Source organism: Pseudomonas sp. GW821-FHT05D12, from assembly GCF_059419825.1.
Genome location: NZ_JBWKSN010000002.1, coordinates 323528 through 341048 on the forward strand (window position 1 = coordinate 323528; position 17521 = coordinate 341048).

General features: G+C 60.4%; 15 protein-coding genes. 5 read left to right on the forward strand and 10 right to left on the reverse strand.

Annotated features, from left to right (window positions below):
- Nucleotides 1-32 precede the first annotated feature (32 nt).
- Genes AC07SI_RS04570 through AC07SI_RS04590 form a run of 5 tightly spaced genes read right to left on the reverse strand, consistent with a single transcriptional unit; the run spans nucleotide 33 to nucleotide 7747 of the window.
- Nucleotides 33-1262 carry an MFS transporter gene (locus AC07SI_RS04570; RefSeq protein ID WP_495005229.1) on the reverse strand — a complete coding sequence of 410 codons (1230 nt, stop codon included), beginning with the start codon at nucleotides 1260-1262 and terminating at the stop codon, nucleotides 33-35.
- Nucleotides 1259-3673: an efflux RND transporter permease subunit gene (locus tag AC07SI_RS04575; protein WP_495005230.1), complete on the reverse strand. Its 2415-nt coding sequence runs from the start codon at nucleotides 3671-3673 to the stop codon at nucleotides 1259-1261. The genes AC07SI_RS04570 and AC07SI_RS04575 overlap by 4 nt, the downstream gene beginning before the upstream one ends.
- A complete protein-coding gene (locus tag AC07SI_RS04580; protein ID WP_495005231.1) occupies nucleotides 3670-4713 on the reverse strand; it encodes a WD40/YVTN/BNR-like repeat-containing protein in 1044 nt (347 codons plus the stop codon). Before AC07SI_RS04580 ends, AC07SI_RS04575 begins: the two co-directional genes overlap by 4 nt.
- Entirely contained in the window at nucleotides 4713-6062 is a 1350-nt protein-coding gene (locus tag AC07SI_RS04585) for a DUF1329 domain-containing protein (protein ID WP_495005232.1), read from the reverse strand. The genes AC07SI_RS04580 and AC07SI_RS04585 overlap by 1 nt, the downstream gene beginning before the upstream one ends.
- 38 nt (nucleotides 6063-6100) lie before the next feature.
- A complete protein-coding gene (locus AC07SI_RS04590) occupies nucleotides 6101-7747 on the reverse strand; it encodes a DUF1302 domain-containing protein (RefSeq protein ID WP_495005233.1) in 1647 nt (548 codons plus the stop codon).
- Nucleotides 7748-7937: 190 nt separating this feature from the next.
- Between AC07SI_RS04590 and AC07SI_RS04595 the strand changes: the two genes are divergently transcribed.
- Nucleotides 7938-8864 carry a LysR family transcriptional regulator gene (locus AC07SI_RS04595; protein WP_495005234.1) on the forward strand — a complete coding sequence of 309 codons (927 nt, stop codon included), beginning with the start codon at nucleotides 7938-7940 and terminating at the stop codon, nucleotides 8862-8864.
- A gap of 174 nt (nucleotides 8865-9038) precedes the next feature.
- Here AC07SI_RS04595 and AC07SI_RS04600 read toward each other — a convergent pair whose 3' ends face one another.
- The 3 genes from AC07SI_RS04600 to AC07SI_RS04610 form a co-directional block, all read right to left on the reverse strand.
- Nucleotides 9039-9287: a CsbD family protein gene (locus AC07SI_RS04600; protein WP_065905276.1), complete on the reverse strand. Its 249-nt coding sequence runs from the start codon at nucleotides 9285-9287 to the stop codon at nucleotides 9039-9041.
- A 210-nt stretch (nucleotides 9288-9497) separates the two neighbouring features.
- The gene (locus AC07SI_RS04605; protein WP_495005355.1) at nucleotides 9498-10877 is read right to left on the reverse strand and encodes a heavy metal sensor histidine kinase; all 1380 of its coding nucleotides are present in this window, start codon (nucleotides 10875-10877) and stop codon (nucleotides 9498-9500) included.
- Nucleotides 10874-11545 (reverse strand): heavy metal response regulator transcription factor, encoded by a 672-nt coding sequence (locus AC07SI_RS04610; RefSeq protein ID WP_065905273.1) that lies wholly within the window; start codon nucleotides 11543-11545, stop codon nucleotides 10874-10876. The genes AC07SI_RS04605 and AC07SI_RS04610 overlap by 4 nt, the downstream gene beginning before the upstream one ends.
- Before the next feature lie 146 nt (nucleotides 11546-11691).
- Between AC07SI_RS04610 and AC07SI_RS04615 the strand changes: the two genes are divergently transcribed.
- From AC07SI_RS04615 to AC07SI_RS04625, 3 genes are all read left to right on the forward strand, one after another.
- A complete protein-coding gene (locus tag AC07SI_RS04615; RefSeq protein ID WP_120448599.1) occupies nucleotides 11692-12195 on the forward strand; it encodes a GlcG/HbpS family heme-binding protein in 504 nt (167 codons plus the stop codon).
- Nucleotides 12196-12205: 10 nt separating this feature from the next.
- The gene (gene uraH / locus AC07SI_RS04620; RefSeq protein ID WP_065905269.1) at nucleotides 12206-12616 is read left to right on the forward strand and encodes a hydroxyisourate hydrolase; all 411 of its coding nucleotides are present in this window, start codon (nucleotides 12206-12208) and stop codon (nucleotides 12614-12616) included.
- A 218-nt stretch (nucleotides 12617-12834) separates the two neighbouring features.
- On the forward strand, nucleotides 12835-14154 hold the full coding sequence (locus AC07SI_RS04625; RefSeq protein WP_495005235.1) for an ankyrin repeat domain-containing protein: 1320 nt from the start codon (nucleotides 12835-12837) through the stop codon (nucleotides 14152-14154).
- Between the two features lie 91 nt (nucleotides 14155-14245).
- Here AC07SI_RS04625 and AC07SI_RS04630 read toward each other — a convergent pair whose 3' ends face one another.
- Nucleotides 14246-15079, reverse strand: a complete 834-nt coding sequence (locus AC07SI_RS04630) for an oxidoreductase (RefSeq protein ID WP_120448598.1) — start codon at nucleotides 15077-15079, stop codon at nucleotides 14246-14248.
- A gap of 317 nt (nucleotides 15080-15396) precedes the next feature.
- On the opposite strand from AC07SI_RS04630, the gene AC07SI_RS04635 reads away from it, so the two are divergent.
- Nucleotides 15397-16524, forward strand: a complete 1128-nt coding sequence (locus tag AC07SI_RS04635; protein WP_495005236.1) for an FAD-dependent oxidoreductase — start codon at nucleotides 15397-15399, stop codon at nucleotides 16522-16524.
- Nucleotides 16525-16545: 21 nt separating this feature from the next.
- Here the strand turns inward: AC07SI_RS04635 and AC07SI_RS04640 are convergent, their stop codons facing one another.
- Nucleotides 16546-17490 carry a LysR family transcriptional regulator gene (locus tag AC07SI_RS04640; protein ID WP_495005237.1) on the reverse strand — a complete coding sequence of 315 codons (945 nt, stop codon included), beginning with the start codon at nucleotides 17488-17490 and terminating at the stop codon, nucleotides 16546-16548.
- Nucleotides 17491-17521: the final 31 nt, after the last annotated feature.

Genomic DNA, 17521 nt, shown 5'->3' on the forward strand with positions numbered 1-17521 from the left:
AGCCTCCTTCTAATGGGCAAACAGCGGTTGCATCAATGCAACACCAAGTCATCGGCGACCTGAATCGGGTCTAGTAGGCGCCTCCCTGCAATGGCTGGAGCAATCAGCGACACCAACGCCGCCAGCAGCAACCCCCAACCCACCAGCGCCACCGCACCGACGCGGCCATCCGCAGCGCCGGACAAGGCCATCACCAGTAAAGGGCTGGCAAACTGGCCACCGAAAAAACCCGTATTGAACAGGCCGGTGCCCTTGCCACGGTGCTCGACGCTCAAGGTCGACAGCGCCCAACTCAGCACCGTGGGCAACGCCAGGCCACCGCCCAGGCCGTTGACCATCACTGCGATGATCACCGTGCGGTAGTCCGCGGCATTGGCCAGCATCAGGATGCCGGCTCCAGAAGTCAGAAAACCCAGTGCCAGCAGCAGACCTGGGCCGAATCGACTCAGGCGGCGGAATAGCAGCGCACCGAGGAACACCGCTGAATGGCCCAGGCCGATCGCCATGCCGATGCGTTGCGGCGAGTCGATGCCAATGTGTTCCAGCAGGAAACCGGTTTGCACCGGCACGATAAAAAAGCCCAGCGCGACGAGAATCGTCATGACGCAAATTACCGACAGCGAACGCAACGGAAACACGCTGGGTTGCGACGCCTGGACTACCGCATTGGCGCGGCGCAGCGGCTCACTCAACGCCAGGTGCATCAGCGGCGCAAACACCAGGCCAACGATGTACAGCGCAAATGGCACGCGCCAGCCGTGCTCGCCGATAAGCCCGCCGAGCATGAAAAACGCGGTGGCCGAGAGCGACGTGACGATGGTCTGCCAAGAGAGTAATTGCACGCGCTCGCGGCCGTCGTAGTAGTCACCGATCAGCGCCGTGCAGCACGTCATGATCGCCGCCTCCGCAAGCCCCAATCCGGCACGGCTGAGCAGGATCACGTTGAGGTCATCGAGTAACAACGGCAGCGGCCCGCAGATGCCATACAACAGCATCGCCAAGACCAACAGGCGCTTGCGCCCGATGCGGTCGGAGAGCCAGCCGGCGAAAGGCGAAAACAGCGCGATCATCAGCGCCGGCAATGTCAGCACGATGGGCACCATTAGCCCGACATTGGCCGTGCCGGCGAAGTGTTCGGCGATACGTGGCAACACCGGCGCAATCAACACCCCGCCCAGCACCGGCAGGCAACTGCCGAGCAACAACAATGCGCCCGAACCACGCCGACGCGGCACGGGAGCGGCTTGCGAGAACTGACTCATGAGGCTTTTCCTGTTGTTGTTATCGAGTGTTCAGAAGAGACGACCGCTGCCCGCGCGGGCAGTAGGAAGTGCGCCAGCGCCGGCAGCAGCACCAGCGCGCCAACCATGTTAAGCACAAACATGAACGCCAGCAGAATGCCCATGTCGGCCTGGAACTTGATCGGCGAAAACGCCCAGGTGGCGACGCCGATTGCCAGGGTCACGCCGGTCAGCATCACCACTTTGCCGGTAAACAGCAGCGCCTGGTAATACGCTTGGGACAGGCTGTCCCCGGCCTTGCGTCGCGCCAGCAATATGCTCATTACATACAGCGCGTAATCCACGCCGATACCGACGCCCAGCGCAATCACCGGCAGGGTCGCGACCTTGACGCCGATGCCCAGCCACACCATCAGCACTTCGCACAAAATCGAGGTGAGCATCAGCGGAAGAATCACGCAGACCACCGCCGCGATCGAACGGAAAGTCAGCAGGCACAGCACGATCACCGCGCCGTACACCCAATAGAGCATGTCGTGGTTGGCCTGCTTGACCACAATGTTGGTCGCGGCCTCGATTCCGGCATTGCCGGCGGCCAGCAGAAACTTCACATCCTGCGTGTCGTTGGCCTGCGCGAATGCTTGCACTTCGTCCACAAGACGCGTGAGCGTCACCGCTTTGTGGTCGCGCAGATAGGTGTAGAGCGTGAGCGTGTTGCAGCTCTGGTTGAACAGCTCGCGCGGCGCCCGCCCGGTGATCGAATTGAGCAACGCCTGGTTCTGCGTGAGGTCGTACCACTTCGGGTTGCCTTCGCTCATCCCCACCAGCAGGCTGCGGTTCAGACTGGCCAGCGAGGCGGTAGCTTCCACGCCCGGCAGTTGCCGCAAGCGCCACTCCAGCGCATCCACGCGCATCAACGTGGTGTAGTCGGAGCAGGCGCTCTCGGGCGTGCGCACGATCACGGCGAATACATCGCTGCTGGCGCCGTAGTGCGCCACCATAAACGCGTTGTCGCGGTTATAGCGTGAGTCGGCGCGCAGTTCCGGCGCGCCGGCGTCCAGGTCGCCGACTTGCAGTTGTTGGCTGATCCACCAGCCACCCCCGCCGAGCAATGCGCTGACGATCAGCGTGACCGTCGCCCAACGGCGCTGGGTGAAGCGATCCAGAAACGCCCACAGCGCATGCTTCTGCCCATGCCGGGCGGCCTCTTCACTGCGCAGGCTGCGGGCTGCAGCGCGGGCGCTGACCCCGCAATAGCTGAGCAGAATCGGCAGCAGGATCAGGTTGGTAAACACCAGTACAGCGACGCCGATGCTGGCGATCAACGCCAGGTCCTGAATGACCTTGATATCGATCAGCATCAACACGCCGAAGCCCACCGCGTCGCACAACAACGCGGTGAGGCCGGCGAGGAACAGCCGCCGAAAGGTAAAACGCGCCGCTACCTGGCGGTGCATGCCACGCCCGATGTCTTGCATGATGCCGTTCATTTTCTGCGCGCCGTGGCTCATGCCAATCGCCAACACCAGAAACGGCACCAGCACCGAATACGGGTCGAGTTCAAACCCGAGCAATGCCACCAGACCCAGTTGCCACACCACAGCGACCAGCGAACAGGCCATCACCAGCAAGGTGCTGCGCAGGCAGCGCGTGAACACGTAGAGCATGAGAGTGGCGATCACGATGGCGGCGGCAAAAAACAGCAGCACCTGGCGCAGGCCCTCGATCAGGTCGCCCACCACTTTGACGAAACCGGTGATGTGCAGGGTCAGGCCCTGGGCCTGAAACTCACTGCGCAGTTGCTCCATCTGTTGCGACAAGGCGCTGTAGTCCAGCGGCTTGCCAGTTTGTGCATCGATGTCCATCAAGGGCACGAAGATCAGGCTGGAGTGACCATCGAGGGCGATGGTCTGGCCGATCTCACCCGAACGCGCGGCGTTCAGGCGCACGGTTTCCAGGCTGCCGGGCGAGCCGTCGTAGTCATCGGGGATCACCCGGCCGCCCTCCACGCCCTCTTCGGTCACGGCCATCCAACGCATGTTGGGGGTCCACAGCGACTTCATGAAAGGCCGGTCGACACCCGGCAACAGGAACACTTTGTCGTTGAGGCGCGCCAGCAAGTCCAGGTAGTGTGCGTCGTAGATCGAGCCGCCGGGCGCTTCGACAGCAATGCGCAGGGCGTTGCCCAGGCCGGTGAGTTCCTGTTGATTGGCCAGGTAGTTGGCGATGTAGGGATGCCGGGTGGGGATCATTTTTTCGAAGCTGGCGTTGAGCCCCAGGCGCGTACTCGCGGCGCCCAGGCCGAGGGTCAGCAGCAGGCACAGCCACAGCACCATGCCGCGATGGTTGAACAGCGCGCGTTCGACCAGCGAACCGGAACGACGGTCGAATGCCTGGAGATTCTGTATAGCGGGATTACTCAGATCGGTCATTGCGCTTTCACCTGTTCCACGCGCTGGATGCCCCGTGCGCCTACCGTGATCCATTGGCCGTCTGCCGCTTGGACAAATGCGGCTACGGCGCTCGACTGCCCTTGCTCACGCAGCGCAGTGCCCGGCGTGCTGAGCAGCAAATGGCCGCTCTGGTCGGCGAGCATCACGCCCGCGCTTCCCAGCGAACGTGCCGCCATAACGCTGCTGTTGAAAGGATTGCTCACGGCTTGCCAGTGCTCGCCTTGATCGTTGCTGCGCCAAACGTTGCCCTTCAGGCCGGCCACTAATACGTCGCCATCCGGGGCCAGATCGACGGTAAAAAAACTACCGTCATATGGGCTGTTCAAGCGGGTAAAACGCGCGCCACCGTCCGCCGATGTCCACAGGCTGCCCTGTTCGCCGGCGATGTAGATGCGCGGACCCTGGGCGGCGATTGCGTACAGGTGATTACCCGCCGGGTTGGGCAAGCGGTCAACCCAGGATTGCCAGGTGGTACCGCCGTCCATGGTATGCAGAATCAAGCCAAAAGCGCCCACCACGGTGCCTTCGCGCTCGTTGCTGAAGTTAACTGCCAGCCAGGGTTTGTCTGCACCGTCGGCGACGAACCCTTGAGCAGTTTTGAGCTGCTGCTGATTGCCGGCAGGCACCGCATCAAGCACTCGTTGCGCGGCGAGTTTGCCGTCAAGCTGAAGCGTCCAGTGCTCACCGGCATCGACGGTGTGGAGCACCACGCCCGCATGCCCGACAGCCCAGCCTTGCAAAGCAGAAGCAAAGCTCACCGACGTGAGACTCACGCTGGCAGGTACTGAGGCTTGGCGCCAATGTTGGCCGTTGTCGTCCGAGAGGAGAATCAACCCGCGTTCGCCGACCGCCGCCAAACGGTTGCCGGCGCGGGTGATGTCGATCAGCACCGCCCGCTCCGGCGCGCTGACCTTGAGCGCCGGGCGCAGCAATACATCGCTGACTGGCGCTGCACCGGCCGGGGTTGCCAGGCTCACCCCTAGCAGTCCCAGCGCCAGCCAGAAGGGATAACGAGGCATCAACGCACACCATCGGCAGCCAGGCCGTCCGGGCTGAAATCACTGTCGGGGAACGGCGCAACCACGTCGTTGTGCACGCGTTTTTCGGTGACCACGTTGTGCGCCATCCACGCACCGGTCTGCAGGTCGTACTGGCCATACAAACCACGCACCAACCCCGGCAATTGCGGCATCAGGTACGGCAGTTGAAAGTAGGTGCGCCACAACTGGTGGTTGGCGTCCCAGCTGTCGCCGAGTACGGCCATCCAGGTGTCTTCGTCTACGTAGAAGCGACGCTTGGGCATGCTGTGGCGTTTGCCCGCGGCCAGGTTGCCTTCAATAACCCACACGCGATGCAGTTCCCAGCGCATGTGGTCGGGGTTGAGGAAGCGTTCGCTGAGGATTGCGTCGTCCTTGGCCGGTTGGAGGATCTTGTTGCTGTTGTAGGGAATCAGCATTTCCTGCTTGCCGACGATCTTCCAGTCGTAGCGGTCCAGCGGCCCGGTGAACACCGAGACTTCATCGAAGTTGGCCACGCCGGAGCTGGTAGGGGTTGGCGTGTCGTAAGACGACACCGGTAACTTGCGTACCCGGCGCTGGCCGGCCAGGTAGACCCAGGATTGCGGGCCGCCGTTGGCGTAATCCAGCGGTTCACGGCCCAGCAAGGCTTCACCGGCACGTTGCGGCGGGCCGAGGTTGACCAGGCGGGTCATCCAGTACACCCCTTTGTATTCGGGTTTACCGTCCTGGAAGTAATACGGCATCTCGCGCTGCGCCTGTACCGTGGCTGACAGAATGCGCTGGCCGCTGGCGGTGATCACGTACACGTTGTAGTCGTTCTTCCAGGCCACGCCGCGCCAGCTCAGATGATGGTTCCAGATCACTTCGGCGCCGGTGGTCGGGATGGGGAACGGAATGCCGCCACTGGCGCCTTCCAGAGTGTTGCCCTCATGGGTGAGGTGCGCGCCCGTGGCATTTTTCAGGGTGTTGTCGTAGACCCATTGCGGCGCGGCGGCGGTGCGCCGGCTCGGGTACACGTCGATGCGGTAAGTCGGGTATTTGGCGAACAACGCTTTTTGCCCGTCGCTGAGTTTGTCGGCGTACTGCGCGACGTTTTGCGGGGTGACCGAGTACAGCGGTTTGTCACTGGCAAAGTAGTCCGGCAGGCGCGGGCCCGGGTTGACGCCAGCCGGTACCTGGGTAAAACCTTTGTCCCATGCGGGAATACTGCCATCGGCGTTGCCGGCGCGCTCGGCGCCCAGCGGGGTCAGCGTAGACTTGAGTTGCTGGGCCTGGGCGTCGGTTGCAGCCCAGCCTGCGGGCGCGACAGCCACCAACAGACCCGCGAGCATCAACGGTTGGAGTTTCATGAAACGCACCTCTGTTTATTGTTGTTATGCAGCCACGGTCAAAATGATCGCTGGACGGTAAAGGCGATAAAGTCGCGGTCCTTGAGCGGTTGCCCATAGGTGTTGGCGTTCTGGCTATCGAGGAAGTTGTCGCTGCCGCCGATGTAGTGCGTGTAGTTGAGGCCGGCCTTCCAGGTTTGCAGGTACTCAAGCTGCAGGCCGATGCTCACATCGCCGCCTTTGTCGCCCACACCGTTGTTGAATTTGCTGATCACCGACGAGCGCCCTTTCGGGTTGTAGCCCAGCCCCAGCGGCACGCTCAGGTCGACCCCGGGGTACACCTGGAAGAAGTTCGGCGTGAAGCTCATGCGCAGGCCCCAGGCATCGCGTTCGCTGTTGGGGTCCAGCGCAGCAGCGTTTTTGGTGATGCTGGTGCGCCGGTGCCAGGCCACTTCACCCGCCAGGCTGGCGGAATCCCAAATGCCGTTGCTGTTGAACGAGTAGAGGCTGGAGAGCTGGGCATGCAGCGAGTTGCCCACGGCGTACAAGGCATGGCTGTCGTTGTCTCCCAGCCCCGTCGGGTTAGCCTGGGACACGCTCACCAGCGGCGTATTGCGCCGTACCGAGACTTCACCGGCAACGTTGGCATCGCCCACCGAGGTGCTGAAGCTGGCGCCAAATGCGCGAATCCCCTCGGCGTACACCAGTTGGTATTCGCCCAGTTGACCGGTCAACGGGTTGGGCCCGCCGGGATTGGCGCGGGTGTAAATCATCGGGTCCTTGGCGTGATACCGGATCGCGTAGAGACCAAAATCGGTGTTCCAGTCTTCAGGCGAAAACCGCAGCGACAGACCGTACTGGCCCTTGTCGTCGGCCTTGATGTCCTTGCCGTGAAAGAACGCCAGCGGTTGTTGATTGGGGCCGATCGGGCCACCCACAATCAAGCGTTCACCGCCCTCGCCCACCACATCCGAGGTGGAAAAATAGCTGCCTACGGCGGGGATGCGGTTCTCTTCCCACGCAAACTGGTAGTAGGCCGCCACCGAGACGTTCGGCCGCAACTGGATCTGCCCGGAGAATTGATTGACCGGGCGAATCAATTCCTTGAACGGTGTATTGGGTACCGAGGTAGCCTTGATGATGTCCACCGGGGCCTGCCCGCCTGCAATGCCGTTGGCCCCGAAGAACAGGCTTTCGCCCCACAACACGGTGTGCCGGCCCAGGCGGAAGCTGGTGGGCAGTTCGCCGAGGTTGCCCTTGCCGAAGACAAACGCATCGAGAATTTCGGCGTCGCTGCCGTGCAGCTTGCGGGTGTCGTCCGTGAAGTGGTCATAGCTGACCGACCGCTGATTGGCGGTGGCTGGGGAATCGTTGTCGTTGCTGCCTTCATATACGCTGTCATACCAGCCGGCCGCACTGACGCGGGCGCCGAAGTTGTTATAGCGAGCATCAAATTCGGACAAGATATTCAATCGGCTGGAGATCAGGCCCTTGTTGAAGTTACGGTCGCTGTCGTCCTGGTTGACCGTGCTGACGAGCTTGCTGTCCCGGTCTTCGACGCGCCAGGCAGCGTTGTACTTGAGGGTGTTGTCCCAGCGCAGGCGCAGGTCGGAGTCACCCGTGTCGATTTCAAAAGCGTCCGCATGGGGCAGGCAGCCAACTGCGGCCAGCGCAGCAGCCAGGGCCGCTGCCTGGCGGCTACTCATAGGTATCCGTCTCATCTTTACCAACCTCTGACTTGTTATTTTTGTCTTGAAAGGTCTGTTGCGAAGCTGCGCTCCTGCAGGCTCTGGATCGATCATAGGGACGGCCAAACAATCCGAACAATCGATTATCGGGATGCCATCCATCCATAAAAAGTGATACAACGCACCCTGCTCATCTGGAGGCAAGGCCATGCGTTTTCATCACCTGGATTTAAATTTGTTGGTGGTGCTCGATACGCTGCTAACCGAGCAGAACATCACCCGCGCCGCCGAGCGCCTGAACGTCAGCCAGTCGGCGGCCAGCGGGCTGCTCGGGCGCCTGCGCGACTATTTCGATGATGAGTTGCTGGTGCAGGTGGGGCGCAAGATGCTGCCCACGCCTCTGGCCCAGGGCCTGGCCGAACCGGTGCGGCGGGTGTTACTGGACATTCAGTCGACCATCGTCAACAAACCCGAATTCGACCCGCTGACCTGCAAGCGGCACTTCAAGCTGATTGCCACGGACTTTGTGACCACGGTGATTCTCGGCCCGCTGGCCCAGCGCCTGCAGCAACGCGCCCCGTACATCACGCTGGACATCCAGCACGCTTCCGATCACTACAACCAGATGCTGACCCAGGGCGAAGTGGACTTTGTGATCATGCCGGATCAGTACTTGTCCGACCTGCATGCCAAGGAGTTGTTATTCGAGGACGACTACCAGTGTGTGGTCTGGGCGCAAAACAGCCTGGTGGGCGAGCACCTGAGCCTGGAAGAGTATTTGAAACTGGGCCATATCGCGGTCAACTTCGGCAGCGCCCGCGAGCCGAGCTTCAGCGAGAAAATCCTGCAGGGCTATGGCCAGGCCCGTCGGGTGGAGCTGACCACCAGCAGCTTCAACACCGTGCCACATCTGCTGGTGGGCACTCAGCGGGTGGCGGTGATACCCCGCAGCCTGGCAACCCTGTACGGCAACTTTTTGTCATTGCGCGCACTGACGCCGCCATTTGAACTGCCGCTGCTGCGCGAATTCACCCTGTGGAACAAAGTGCTCGAAAGCGACCCGGCCCATCGTTGGATGCGTAATATGCTTCAAGAGTTAGCTGCCGAATACACCCTGCGCACGTCCATCCCTTGACACTGTCCGGTAGACATTCCGTGCTGCCCATTACACGTCTGGATGCCGTCCTCGCGAGCACTCAATCGCAGACGCGTCGAATGCCTGAATCGCCTCCCTCCCCCTCTCCTGCTGGGAAGCCCTGGAGAGTCAGAGGGAAGGTTTCGGAAAAGCTATTGACGGCCTCCTCCTGGCTTAGCGCCGCAGGAGACGGTCAAGCACCAGCAGTGCTACTGCACCGATTGCCAGGGCGGCAACAGGCTTCTCTTTAACGAACGTCGATACGCTGTCGAGTGCGTCGCCGTATGTCTGGGTCAACTGACCCGCCGCTTGGCGTCCGGCGCCTTCGGCTTCCAGCTTCGAATCACCGAACAGTTTTCCCACGGCGCTTTGTGCCTTGCCAGTCAGCTTTTCTGCAACACCTTCTACCTGTTCACTTTTCATGATTCATAAACCTTCGTGTCAGTGGAAACTCAAATTAAGCCAACTGCTCTGGCGACCAGAGGAATAGGCGTCTTCTCGGGACAGAAAAGTTGACCGGTGGGGATGAGTGGGAGTTCCACTTTTTATGATGACCGCTGGTCGTTGATGCCTCAAAAAAAGAGGCGCTGCGAAAAGCACCTCTCTCCTTAGGCTTAGTCGTTAGACACTGAATCAGACAACGCGAGGGTTTTGCGCAGGAAACTCCAGGCGAAAGCTCGTTCCTGATGAGCGGCTGTCTACGGTCACCCGGCCGCCATGTAACTGCATGATTGAATGCACGATGGCCAACCCCAGGCCCCCGGAATCATCCGGCTGATTGCGTGACGGGTCGCACCGGTAGAAGCGCTCAAAAAGTCGCGGTAGGTGCTCCGCGGCAATGGGCGGGCCTTGGTTGTGTACAGAAACTTCAATTCCATCCTCGCGCACCACGCTGCGGATAATCACCTCCGCCGCGGGAGAACCGTAGCGCAGGGCGTTGGCCACCAGGTTAGCCAATGCTCGGCGGATCAAGGTCGGATCGGCACGCAACTCGCCGTGGGCCTGATTAATCAGGGTGACGTCGCGTTCTTGCGCCACGCCTTCGAAATACTCACACAGTTGCTCGACCAGTTCATGCAGGTTGATGAGTTCGTCCTGCACGGATGCTTGCGGCTGCTCGGTCCGTGCGAGGAACAGCATACTGTCGATCATCCGCGCCAGACGCTCATATTCTTCCTGGTTCGACACCAGCAGGTTCTGATAGTCCTCGATGGAGCGGCTGTGCCTCAAGCTTTGCTGGGTATGCCCCATCAGGTTGCTCAGTGGCGTACGCATCTCGTGGGCGAGGTCTTCCGAGAACCGTGACAGCTGGGCGAACCCGTCTTCAAGACGCGCAAGCATTTGATTGAGCGCATGGCTGAGCACTTGCAGTTCACTCAGCTCGCTGAACTCATCCAGCCGCAGATGCAGATGTTGCACATCAATCGCGGCGGCGCGCTGAGCCAGCCTGCGCACAGGCTCCAAGCCTCGTCGACTGACCCACCCGCCGAGCACAAAAGCCAGCAGCGCGCCGACTGACAGGGCGAGCCAGAGCTTGAGACGGTACGCCGCCAGCATCTGCTCGCGCTCACTCAACAACTTGCCGGCAATCAGCGTCAAGCCGCGACCACCCTGTATGACATGCTCCCAGGCAAGCCGCACTGACACCGAAGAGTCGCCGTCACCGAGCTGAGCCTGGGCTGCAGCCGGTAACGTGGGCAAGCGCATGCTGACGGGGTTGATTTCGATCAGTACCTGGCCGGTGTCATCGACAATCCACAGCAGGTTGTCGCGATTGCCCAGCATATTTTCGTAGAGCTTGGGCCGATTTCTGAGTTGCTCGACGCTGACACTGTCGTTGATCAGTGCTTGCATGCGCTCCAGGCGCCCGAGCAGCGCCTGGTCATCGCGCCACGCGATTTCTCGCTGTAGCGACTGATAAAGATAAAACCCGATGGAGCCCAGCAGCAACGCGCTGACCAACGCGAACATGATCGCCAGGCGCAAGCTCAGGGTACGCGGAAACAGTTTCAGGATTGCACCTCAAGCATGTAGCCAATGCCCCGCACGGTGTGTATCAACTTGAGCGGGTAAGGATCGTCAACCTTGGCGCGCAGTCGCCGAATGGCGACGTCGACCACATTGGTATCGCTGTCAAAGTTCATCTGCCAGATCTGCGAAGCAATCGAGGAGCGAGATAGCACCTCGCCTTCCCGGCTGACCAGCAGGTGCAACAAGGCAAACTCCTTGTTGGTCAGGGTCAGCCGTTCACCCTGGCGCGTGACCTTGCGGCGCAACAGGTCCAGGCTGAGGTCTGCAACCAGGAACTGCTCGACTTCACGGGGCGGCCCCCGGCGCAGCAGCGTACGTACGCGCGCCAACAACTCGGCATAGGAAAAAGGTTTGACCAGGTAATCATCGGCGCCTGACTCGAGCCCTTTGACCCGATCCTCCACAGAATCCCTGGCGGTCAGGAAAAGCACCGGGGTTTGCCACTTGCGCCGAATGATCTGGAGCAGTTGCCAGCCGTCCAGGCGCGGCAGCATGACGTCCAGAATGATCAAGTCGAACTCACTTTCCTGCGCCAGATACTGGCCCTCCAGGCCATCCAGGGCGACTTCTACCACGTAGCCCGATTCAGTCAGGGCTTTGTGCAGGTAATCCGCGGTTTTCGCTTCATCTTCAACAACCAGGATACGCATCTTTTCCTCCAGAACTGGAGCATAGGCTAGCGCGCCTGAGCGTTTTGGCACATTACATCTTGGTAATCATCAGGCAATCATTCTGACGGCCCGCACGCGTCATCCTGCCCGACTACGACTCAGTCAGACCAAACAAAGGAAAAAGCATGCGGACAAGCCTATCGAACTTATTGCTGATGCCACTCGCAATGAGCTCTGCGCTCGCGGTTGCATCTGCGGATCAAGTTGTGCAGCGCAACGACGTATCACTGGCAATCGCCAATGATTTGCTGAATGCCGCGCTGGCAGCGTGTCATGCCGATGGTCGTACAGGTGTTGCGGCAATTGTCGACCGAGGAGGCAATTTAGTCGCCCTGCAGCGTGACGATAACGTTGGCCCACACAATACATTGGCAGCCCAACGCAAGGCCTATACCGCCCTATCGACCAAGACCCCGACACGGCTATTGGCAGAGCGTGCCCGCAGCACCCCCGATGCGGAAAACCTCAACACCCTGCATGAGCTATTGCTGCTAGGTGGCGGAGTGCCATTACTGTTTGAAGGACAAGTCATTGGCGCCATAGGCGTGGCCGGCGCCGGTGGTGCAGCAACCGATGAAGGTTGCGCATTAGCCGCTATCAACAAAATTCTACCTACCGCCAAAAACTAAGGACATCCTCATGACTGGATTAAAATCGTTGTTCGCTGGCGTTGTATTGAGTGTCGCCTCTTCGCTGGCATTCGCGGCAGGAAACCCGCTCAGCGTGCATGTACTCAACCTGCAAGATGGTCTGCCCTCCCCGGGCGTCAATGTCACGCTGGAAAAACAGGACGGCAACAACTGGAACCTGCTCAACAGCGCTGCGACCAACGAGCAAGGGCGTATTCCCGGCCTGTACCCGGAAGGTAAGGCCCTGGAGAAAGGCACCTACCGTGTCACCTTCAAAACCGGTGAGTGGTTCAAGGCTCACAAGGTCTCGAGTTTCTTCCCCGAAGTACCGGTCATTTTTGAAGTAGACGGTACCCTTGCGCACTACCACATCCCGCTACTGCTCAGTCCCTATGGTTTCTCGACCTACAGAGGCAATTGAGCGTCGCCCCAACACCGAGACAAGGCCGCCCTCACCTGATGGGCGGCATTTGTGCCTGACACCGATTCGATCAAAAGAGTCGTTGGGAAAATGCAGCGACATCTAAATGCCCGCGTACATCAGATGTTGAACGCTCTAGGGATATCAATAGGTGTGTTAGAACTGGAAAGGACAGCAACGCCACTAAGCTGCACGCTGAATAAGTTTGGAGCCATGGTATGAGTTGTGTTCCTCCCGGCAATAGCGCTTCGATAGCGCCGCTGATGATTTGCAACACTAACGACCCGATTCATGCTGCTGTGGCCCGCGGCGATAGCAAGCAGGTGTTGCAAGCGCGCATCGAAGGCATGCGCGCCGACGTGCTGGATAGCGAACGTCGCTCGCCTATCGATGTGCTGGAGAGCATGCGTGACCTGGACAAGCGCAGCCTCTCCCGCATGCGCATTGCCTTGTTGCAATCCTTAAACCCTACTGCACCTCTGGGCTACATCAAGCCCGAAGCCCTGCATGGTTCCCCCTGGGGCCTGGAAATACTGACCTCTGGCTCGCTCAAGGGCGGCGTCAATGATGCCAAGGGGGGCTCACAGTCGTTGAATGGTCGGGTATTTTTCTCTGATCGAACGCCTGAAAGTGCCACGGATGCCACGACCCGTAAAAATCTGCGCACCAAGGCCCGTACCTACTCACGAGGCCTCGGGATTGTGCCCTCTAACGCGTCATCCCGCGCCCAGCAACATCGTTTGACCCAGATCCTCACACACTCAACGGATCGAGGTTCGCCACTTTCGCTGACTTACAAGCCGGTGACGCTCGCTATAAAAGATCCCCAGGCTATTGATGCTGAGGGTAGCGCGTGGCTGCAGAACTTTCTGCATGATGCCTATATCGTTTCCGGTGGTGCCAGCAAGCTGCTCACCGCGCCCCCTGAGCACAGCGTCAACGCGGTGAAACTTCCTCGCAGCATAACGCTTAAGTTCGAAAACGCCCCTGACTGTGTGCTCGAAGGTAAAGCGCTGGAGGTCCTTTATACGCAGTGGGCTTGCAAATTACGCGAGGCGTTGGAGCAGGGTAAAGCGCCTTATTTGAGCCTGCTCAATAAAGGCACGGTAATACCGGTAGTGTTTGGATTTGAAAAACTCAGGAATCTTTCCTCCCATCCTATTCATGACCACTCGGGCAAAGCCACCAAGCTCTATTCATACCAAAATCAGAATCACCCACTGTCGGGTGGTGCAAACGGCGGCAAACTTAAGGAAATAGAAGTGCGCAGCCTGGCAGACCTGGCCACTTTACTGCTCGGATGCGAAGTTAAAAGTACTCAACTACCAGAAGAGATGCTGGTCCGAATCAAGGGCAAGAGGGAAGACAAAGCCGAGTACCTGACGCCTGCCCAGCTCAGCCAGTTTCGGCAGAGAGTCTTGGCTCAAGCTGCCCTCCATGCCCCCCAAGGCTCAAGCCTGGCTCTGGCGTCCATGAGTCACTTGCAGCAGATCAATGCGATCGTGCGTAGCGGAAATCTCCAAAATCATTGGGTATGAGAGCGATAGGAGATATCCAGCGTGAAGACACGCGCCTTATGCCAGGCGGCTGGGTGACAACCACCCTCCTCCCTTGCCAATTCCCGGCTTCTTAACCATCCGTAGAACGCGTCAGAGCCTCCCAGTGGCTAATATCGCGCAGGGATTGCTCAAGTTTTTCGCGCACGTATCCCAGCGCGTCACTGCCCAGCAGCAGGTGGGCCGGTGGATTGTCGCTGGCGATCAACTGCAGCATGGCGTGCGCAGCTTTCTGCGGGTCGCCCAGTTGGTGGCCGCTCTTGGCTTCGCGCGCCTGGCGCACCGGATCAAAGCTGGCGTCGTAGTCGGCAATGCTGCGCGGCGTACGCTGCATGGAGCGGCCGGCCCAATCGGTGCGAAACGAGCCCGGCGCCACGGCGGTCACGAAGATATTGAACGGCTTGAGCTCCTTGCTCAGCGTGTCGGAGATGCCTTCGAGCGCGAATTTGCTGCCGCAGTAGTAGGCGATCCCAGGCATGGTAATGGTGCCGCCCATGGACGTGATGTTGATGATGTGTCCGCGGCGACGCTCCCGGAAATACGGCACAAAGGCCTTGGTCACGGCAACCGCGCCGAACACGTTGACGTCGAACTGGCGGCGCATGTCTTCCAGCGACGACTCTTCGAAAATCCCCTCGTGGCCGTACCCGGCGTTGTTCACCAGGACGTCCACCGGGCCGTAGCGGGTCTCCATCTCGGCGACGACGCTGTCGATCCGCGCAAAGTCGGTGACATCCAGAATCACCCCATGGGCACGTGCCGCAGACAACGCCTCGAATGCTGCAAGGGCTGCCTCATTACGCACGGTACCGATCACACGGTGACCGGCCGCTAATGCCTCGGTCGCGAGGGCCTTGCCAAAGCCGCTGCTGATGCCGGTGATGAACAGGGTTTTGTGAGTGCTCATGCATATGCCTCTCGGTTGATGAGTACTGATGGTAGTCATGTCACCGCTGCCGACCTATGCCGGATCATCTGTGAGGCTTGCCTATTCCTATCAGCCCTGCGAGGAATGGATTGGCATTGCTGGCAGGCTGTGGAGATGCGCTGCACGTCCCAGCTGGAATGACGGCGCCTGATCTGTAGCGCCCCGCGGCTTGGCTGAACAATCATTGGTTGCAGGGCTACCCCTTTCTGCCGGCAAAATAGGGTAGAAATCTCCGGCCAACGATGGCCGGGACATGCCGCGCAGCCGGCCCCTTTCTCACAGCCAACAGGTACCTTATGCACACCTGCGTCACAATCATCGGGGCTGGCCTGGGCGGCCTCATCCTGGCGCGTGTCCTGCACGTCCACGGCATTGCCGCCACGGTCTATGAAGCCGAGCCGTCGGCAACCGCACGCGCACAAGGCGGGATGCTCGACATCCACGACTACAACGGCCAACTGGCTTTGCAGGCGGCGGGCCTGACGGATGAATTCCGCGCCCTTGTCCTGGAAGGTCGCGAGGCGACTCGAGTGCTTGATTGGGACGGCACCGTTCTGTTGGACCAGCCCGACGACGGCACCGGCGGGCGTCCCGAGGTCATGCGTGGCGAGCTGCGCAGGATGCTTCTCGATTCACTGCCTGCCGGTACCGTGCGCTGGGGCCACAAGGTCAATAGCGTGCGTGCCCTGGGCGCGGGCCGCCATGAGGTGACCTTCGCCGACGGCACTCACGTTGTCATCGACCTGCTGGTGGGGGCCGACGGTGCCTGGTCTAAAGTCCGCCCGCTGCTCAGCACCGCCGTCCCCGAGTACATGGGCCGCTCGTTCATTGAAACCTACCTGTACGACAGCGACACCCGCCACCCCGCCACCGCCCAGGCGGTAGGGGGCGGTGCGATGTTCGCCCTGCAACCCGCAAAAGGCATCCAGGCGCACCGTGAGGCGGGCTCCACGCTGCACACCTATGTCGCTATCACCGCGCCCCAAGAGTGGTTTGCTGCCATCGATTTCACTCACACGCCAACAGCGGCAGCACGGATCGCGCAGGTATTCACAGGCTGGTCCCCTGCCCTCACGGCACTGATTACCGACAGTGACACCGAACTGGTATGGCGCCCGCTCTTCACGCTGCCGGTTGAACACCACTGGAACCGAGTGCCGGGCGTGACGCTGGTGGGTGATGCCGCACACCTTGCAGCCCCGAATGGCGAAGGTGCCAACCTGGCCATGTACGATGGCGCCGAACTCGGCAAAGCCATCGCCTCACACCCGGATGACGTCGAAGCCGCGCTGCATGCGTACGAACAGGCGATGTTCCCGCGCAGCGCGCAAACGGCTGCAGAGTGCAATGAACTGCATGAGTTGCTGTTTGGTGACGATGCACCGCACAGCCTGGTGAGCATGTTCAACGGCGCAGGTACTTGAACACGGGACGCTTCAGTCCTCTCAAACGCCTGCTGCTGGGCTCACGCTTGCACCGGTGAGTTCTTCAATCAATAGAACCATCGGCGCCGTGTACTCCACATCGGCCCGCGTCACGATTTCATAGGGCTCGCTGGTCGACTGAATGGTCAACGCCAGCTTGACCAACATGCCGTGGTCGAGTGCCATTTGCGCCACATCGTTCGGCATGACGGCGACCAGGTTCGGGTCCTTGAGCAACAGCGACAAGGTCGTGAATGTCGATGAGGTCTCGATGGCGTACAGCGGGAAGCTCAACCCCACTTGGCGAAACTCGCGTTCCAAAGTCAGTCGCATGGGCATATTCACCGGGAAGACTACCCAGTGGCTGTCCATGAGGTCGGCGAGTTGCAGCGTCTGTGCGCTGGCCAGTCGATGCCCCGGGTTGCCCACCACGACCAGCGGTTCCTGTGCGCGGAAGCGGGTTTGGTAAGCCGTCGGGCGTGGGCTGACGCTGGTTCGACAGATCGCCACATCCAACCGGCCCTGATCCAGCAAGCTCAATAGCCGCGAGCTGGTGTCCTCGACAATCGCAATCGACAGCTCCGGCTGTTTATCGCGAAGGCGCGCCAGGCTCTCCACCAATGCAGGCACGGCTCCCATGATGGTGCCCACAGCCAGGCGTCCGCCGTGTCCCTTGAGAATGCCGACCATTTCCTCGCGAAGGTGCTCGAGGTCGGTGTGAATCAAACGCGCATAACGAATCACGCAGCGGCCAAGGTCGTTGGCTTCCAAACCTTTGCTCGTGCGTTCGAAGAGGCTTGAGCCGAAAATGGTTTCGATTTCCTGCAATGCCTTGGTGGCACCGGGTTGAGACAGCGCCATGATCTCCGATGCCTTGCGCACCGAGCCGTGCTCGTCGAGGGCAATCAAGAGGCGCAGTTGCTTGAGCCTCAGGCGAGATACGATGGATGAGAAGGACGGAAGCATGGGTATACCTGAAAGTTATCGCTCGGGTCGT